3 protein-coding genes are annotated in these 3,977 nt (G+C 39.8%); 1 reads left to right on the top strand and 2 read right to left on the bottom strand.

Annotated features, from left to right (window positions below; genetic code table 11):
- Positions 1–135 precede the first annotated feature (135 nt).
- Positions 136–1,173: a DNA polymerase III subunit delta gene (gene holA / locus HT714_RS05955; protein WP_173226667.1), complete on the bottom strand. Its 1,038-nt coding sequence runs from the start codon at positions 1,171–1,173 to the stop codon at positions 136–138.
- 33 nt (positions 1,174–1,206) lie between these two features.
- Positions 1,207–2,142 carry a dihydroorotate oxidase gene (locus tag HT714_RS05950; RefSeq protein ID WP_173226669.1) on the bottom strand — a complete coding sequence of 312 codons (936 nt, stop codon included), beginning with the start codon at positions 2,140–2,142 and terminating at the stop codon, positions 1,207–1,209.
- 229 nt (positions 2,143–2,371) lie between these two features.
- On the opposite strand from HT714_RS05950, the gene gdhA reads away from it, so the two are divergent.
- A complete protein-coding gene (gene gdhA / locus HT714_RS05945; protein ID WP_173226671.1) occupies positions 2,372–3,718 on the top strand; it encodes an NADP-specific glutamate dehydrogenase in 1,347 nt (448 codons plus the stop codon).
- Positions 3,719–3,977: the final 259 nt, after the last annotated feature.

The following is a 3,977-nucleotide window of genomic DNA, read 5'->3' as shown; positions in this document are numbered from 1 at the left end:
TCAAAGCAGTGCTTTGAGCAACCTGCGGCTAGTTTCCTAGTTTGCACTTTGATTTTCATTGAGTATAAAACAAGCAAATTAGCAAGAAACCCACGACAAAATAATATTGACGCGGGTTTTAGTTTCAAAAAAATGTCAATTGACCTGACTAGCAATCTGTAAGAGTGCCTTTTCAAAAAGGAAACTCTTTTCATAAAGACCTGTCTTAATCTGATAGTCTGTCTCAATCAAATAGGAAATAGCTTGCTTCAAAAAGCTCAAGGAAAGTCCTCTTGAATCTCTCAGCGCAAACTTGATTTGATAGGGATTGGGATTGCGTCCGAGAAAACTTCCTAAACTACTTGCAATCTGCGATTCTGTTTGCCCAGACTCCGCCAAAATCTTCACCTGAGTAAAAGTCCGAAATTGTCCCAGCATGACTGCAATCAGTTTGATTTCATCTTCACCTTGCAAGGTCAAGTCTCTAACCAAATCACGCGCCTGGTCCATCTTTTTAGTCAGAATAAACTGAGTTAAATCAAAAATATTGTCCTGCAAGGTCTTGGGAATAGCATTGACAATATCCTCTTCCTCGATAACAGAGTCTTCCTTATAGGACTGTAAAAAGAGGAGATTTTTCTGAATTTCGCTAAATTGAAAACCCGACTTGACGAGAAGATTTTCAAAAGAATGATTGGCAAACTGCAGACCTTGTTTCTGACTCCACTTTTGGAAATACTGGCGCAATTCTTGTTCTTTGGCTTCTACTGCATCAAAGACCTTGGCATCACGCTTAAGTAATTTAACCAACCGTCTTTTGCTATCCAGCTTTCCTTCTGCAAATATTATCAACTTGGTTGTTGGCGAAGGATTGTCAAGATATTCCTCAAACGACTTAAGCTCATCATCTGTTAAAAAGCGTTTCTTGGTTGTTGTAATATCGACAAAATGGTCTAATATCACGATTTTTTCATCGGCAAAGAAAGGAAGACTGACCAACTCCAGTTCCACATCCTTGTAGACCACTTCTTTCATATCAAAGTAGGCAAAGTTGAGGTCGGCAGAATCATACCCAATCTGTTTCAACACTTGACTCTTCATAACTTCAAACTGACCCTGGTCTGTCCCTGTAAAAAGGCTCAAACTAGGTAAATTTGATAAAGTCAACTTCTGACTTTCTTCAATAGCTAGCATCCTCTCTCCTTTCTTCTGATTTTTCGATTGAATTTAGTCAATATAGCGCAATTTCCCACGGAAATCTTCTAGGTTCTCGTACCCTTTTTCCACCATGATAGCTTTTAGTTCATTGGTAATACGTTCGAAAGCACCAACTCCTTCTTTGTGAAGGGTGGTTCCCACCTGTACCATACTTGCTCCACAGAGGATGTGTTCAAAGGCATCACGACCAGTCAACACGCCGCCTGTTCCAATGATTTGGATTTGAGGATTTAAGCGTTGATAAAAGGCATGAACATTAGCTAGAGCAGTCGGTTTGATATACTCACCACCAATGCCACCGAAACCATTTTTAGGACGAATAACGACGGACTCATTTTCTATATATAGGCCGTTTCCGATTGAGTTGACGCAGTTGACAAACTTAAGAGGATACTTATTGAAAATAGCTGCCGCTTGGTCAAAGTGAACAATGTCAAAATATGGTGGCAATTTAATTCCAAGAGGTTTGGTGAAGTAGGAAAATACTTCTGCCAAAATCCGGTCTGTTGTCTCAAAATCATAGGCAATCTGAGGTTTTCCTGGAACATTTGGACAGGAGAGGTTTAGCTCAGTCAGACCACGAAAATCACTCTCTTGGACTTTTTTCAAAATAGTATGGGTTTCCTCTGGAGACATACCAACTAGAGATAAGAAGAAAGTTCGATTTGGCTCTTTTTCCTGCAGATCCAAAAGGTAGTCCAGATAGTAGTCTAAGCCCTTGTTTGGCAAACCCATAGAGTTGATAGAACCAAGTGGAACATCTTGATAACGTGGTTCAGGGTTCCCCTGACGAAAGTCCAAGGTCGCAGTCTTTGTGACAAAGGTTCCTGCAACTGAGTTTTTAACCCCTTCTAGCTCCTCTATCGTCATACAAGCCACACCTGCTGCATTCATCAAACAATTGTCAAACTCAAAACCAGCAATTTGCGTTTTCGTTGATACCATGATTCTGATCCTCCAGATTCCTTTTATTGCTAATATTATACCATATTTTCAGATTTTCTCTTTGAGAAAGGCATTTATAAGAAAAACGTTCGTTTTTTATCTACTTTCAAAAAATCCCAAAAACCAAATTGAAAGAATTTTTAGAAAATTTTTGTTTTTTCTCTTTACAGTTAAAAAAAATTCTGCTATAATGACACACATAATTAAATTAGAATTTAAGGAGAACGATATGACATCTGCTAAAGAATATATCCAAAGCGTGTTTGAAACTGTAAAAGCTCGTAACGGGCACGAGGCTGAATTCCTCCAAGCTGTTGAAGAATTTTTCAACACTTTAGAACCTGTATTCGAAAAACACCCTGAGTATATCGAAGAAAATATATTGGCACGTATTACTGAGCCTGAGCGCGTGATTTCTTTCCGTGTTCCTTGGGTTGACCGTGATGGAAAAGTTCAAGTAAACCGTGGCTACCGTGTTCAATTCAACTCAGCTGTTGGACCATACAAAGGCGGACTTCGTTTCCACCCAACTGTAAACCAAGGGATCTTGAAATTCCTCGGATTTGAACAAATCTTTAAAAATGTCTTGACTGGACTTCCTATCGGTGGAGGTAAAGGTGGATCAGACTTCGATCCTAAAGGTAAAACAGATGCTGAAGTGATGCGCTTCTGCCAAAGCTTCATGACTGAATTGCAAAAATACATTGGGCCATCACTTGACGTACCTGCTGGTGATATCGGTGTAGGTGGACGTGAAATTGGTTATCTTTACGGTCAATACAAGCGTCTTAACCAATTTGATGCTGGTGTCTTGACTGGTAAACCTCTTGGATTTGGTGGTAGCTTGATTCGTCCAGAAGCAACTGGTTACGGTTTGGTTTATTACACTGAAGAAATGCTCAAAGCTAACGGTAATAGCTTTGCTGGTAAGAAAGTAGTCATTTCAGGTTCTGGTAACGTTGCCCAATATGCTCTTCAAAAAGCGACTGAACTTGGTGCAACTGTTATTTCTGTTTCTGACTCAAACGGCTATGTCATCGATGAAAATGGTATCGACTTCGATCTTTTGGTTGATGTTAAAGAAAAACGTCGCGCTCGTTTGACTGAGTATGCAGCTGAGAAAGCAACCGCTACTTATCATGAAGGTTCTGTATGGACTTACGCTGGAAACTATGATATCGCTCTTCCATGTGCGACTCAAAACGAAATCAACGGTGAAGCAGCTAAACGTTTGGTTGCTCAAGGCGTGATCTGTGTATCTGAAGGTGCCAACATGCCAAGCGACCTTGATGCCATCAAAGTCTACAAAGAAAATGGTATCTTCTACGGACCTGCAAAAGCTGCCAACGCTGGTGGTGTAGCCGTTTCAGCCCTTGAAATGAGCCAAAATAGCCTTCGCCTCTCATGGACTCGTGAAGAAGTTGATGGCCGTCTCAAAGACATCATGACAAACATCTTCAACACAGCTAAAACAACTGCTGAAACATATGGTCTTGATAAAGAATACCTTGCAGGAGCTAACATTGCTGCCTTTGAAAATGTAGCAAACGCTATGATTGCACAAGGTATTGTTTAAGATTCATTTGCTTAATCCTCAATCGCTTCGATTGGGGATTTTTAGTTGAGTTAAACAGTTGGTAAATTATTGTTAAATGAAATAAAAACCGAACAACTGGATTACGGAATTCAGACCAATTTCTAACAATGTTTTATAAAACTCGATGGACTATTCTAAATTCAATCTATTTTATACTTTTCGAAAATCTCTTCAAACCACGTCAGCGTCGCCTTACCGTATGTATATGATACTGACTTCGTCAGCTCTATCTGCAACC

Source organism: Streptococcus sp. 3705 (assembly GCF_013277145.1).
In the GTDB taxonomy this organism is placed as follows: domain Bacteria; phylum Bacillota; class Bacilli; order Lactobacillales; family Streptococcaceae; genus Streptococcus.
This window is presented reverse-complemented; position numbering and strand designations above follow the sequence as displayed.

Bases quoted from the DNA above. Each gene is read 5' to 3' on its own strand.
- holA (WP_173226667.1), bottom strand. From the start codon at position 1,173: ATGCTAGCTATTGAAGAAAGTCAGAAGTTGACTTTATCAAATTTACCT.
- HT714_RS05950 (WP_173226669.1), bottom strand. From the start codon at position 2,142: ATGGTATCAACGAAAACGCAAATTGCTGGTTTTGAGTTTGACAATTGT.
- gdhA (WP_173226671.1), top strand. From the start codon at position 2,372: ATGACATCTGCTAAAGAATATATCCAAAGCGTGTTTGAAACTGTAAAA.